General features: G+C 42.7%; 1 protein-coding gene. It reads left to right on the top strand.

Translation table 11 applies throughout. The annotated features are described in order from the left end of the window. Window positions 1-158 precede the first annotated feature (158 nt). On the top strand, window positions 159-1007 hold the full coding sequence (locus ACFINF_RS09245) for a hypothetical protein (RefSeq protein ID WP_375620593.1): 849 nt from the start codon (window positions 159-161) through the stop codon (window positions 1005-1007). Window positions 1008-1177 lie beyond the last annotated feature (170 nt).

Raw genomic sequence — 1177 nt, 5'->3', positions numbered from 1 at the left:
GGGGAAATAGAACAAGAGATGCAAAAGATTTTGACAAAAGCTGCTTAAACCTATGGGGGTGCTCTCTCCTCCCAGCATCCCCACCCTTTCCTAACAACTTTTAAGTAATGCATGATTCACGCTACGGGTGGATTGTGCGCAAATCAAGGAAATAAACCATGGAAAAGAAATATGAACTTACTGATGAAACAACTGAAGTTGATGGCAAAACTCTCCACCGCATTCGTGCCTTACGAGACTTTGGTGGTATTAAAGCAGACGACCTAGGCGGTCTTATAGAGCATGAAGGCAACTTATCCCATGAGGGCAATTGTTGGATTTGGTATAAGGCTTGTGTTTTTGGAGATGCCCGTGTTTATGGCAATGCACTTGTTTTCGATGAAGCAAAAGTTTCCGATAATGCACATGTTTACGAGAGCGCACACGTTTTCGATGAAGCGCGCGTTTACGGTCGTGCAGAAATTTACGGAGAAGCAAAAGTTTACGGTGAGGCATGCGTTTACGGTAGGGCAGAGGTTTACGATTGTGCACGCGTTTTCGATGAAGCACGTGTTTACGATAAGGCAGAGGTTTACGGTTTTGCACGCGTTTACGATTATGCAAAAGTTTTAGAAAATGCACATGTTTACGGTTATGCATATGTTTCCGATAAGGCAGAAGTTTATGGCAATGCAAAAATTAAAGACGGAGATGTGTGCGATAGTGCAAGGATTTATGGTGATGCTAAAATTTATGATCATGCAGAAGTTTACGGTAATGCATGCGTTTCCCATAATGCAGAGGTTTACGGTTATGCCAAGGTTTTTGGTGATGCCTTGGTTTTTGGCAATGCACATGTTCATGGGCGTGCAAAAGTTTACAATGATGCACGCGTTTTCGATGAAGCACGTGTTTACGATAAGGCAGAAATTTACGGAGAAGCAAAAGTTTACGGTGATGCAGAAGTTTACCGTAGCGCACACGTTGATGACTATAACGCCATATCAACTGGAGAAAAGACCAGATGAAAAAATATGAACGACTAATCTTATAGTCTCTCTATAAGCCGTTTCTAGCAACACAAACAAACTTTTAACACCAGCGTGATTCACGCCAAGGGTGAATTACATCTAAAATGAAGGGGAATAAACATGCCACACCGCCCACCTACTATCACGCAGCCAGCTATTGCTCGTGC

Source organism: Bartonella sp. TS25HLJMH, from assembly GCF_042193505.1.
GTDB classification, from domain to species: Bacteria; Pseudomonadota; Alphaproteobacteria; order Rhizobiales; family Rhizobiaceae; genus Bartonella; species Bartonella grahamii.
The sequence above is the reverse complement of the archived record's forward strand: the minus strand, read 5'-3'. Positions and strand labels throughout refer to the sequence as shown.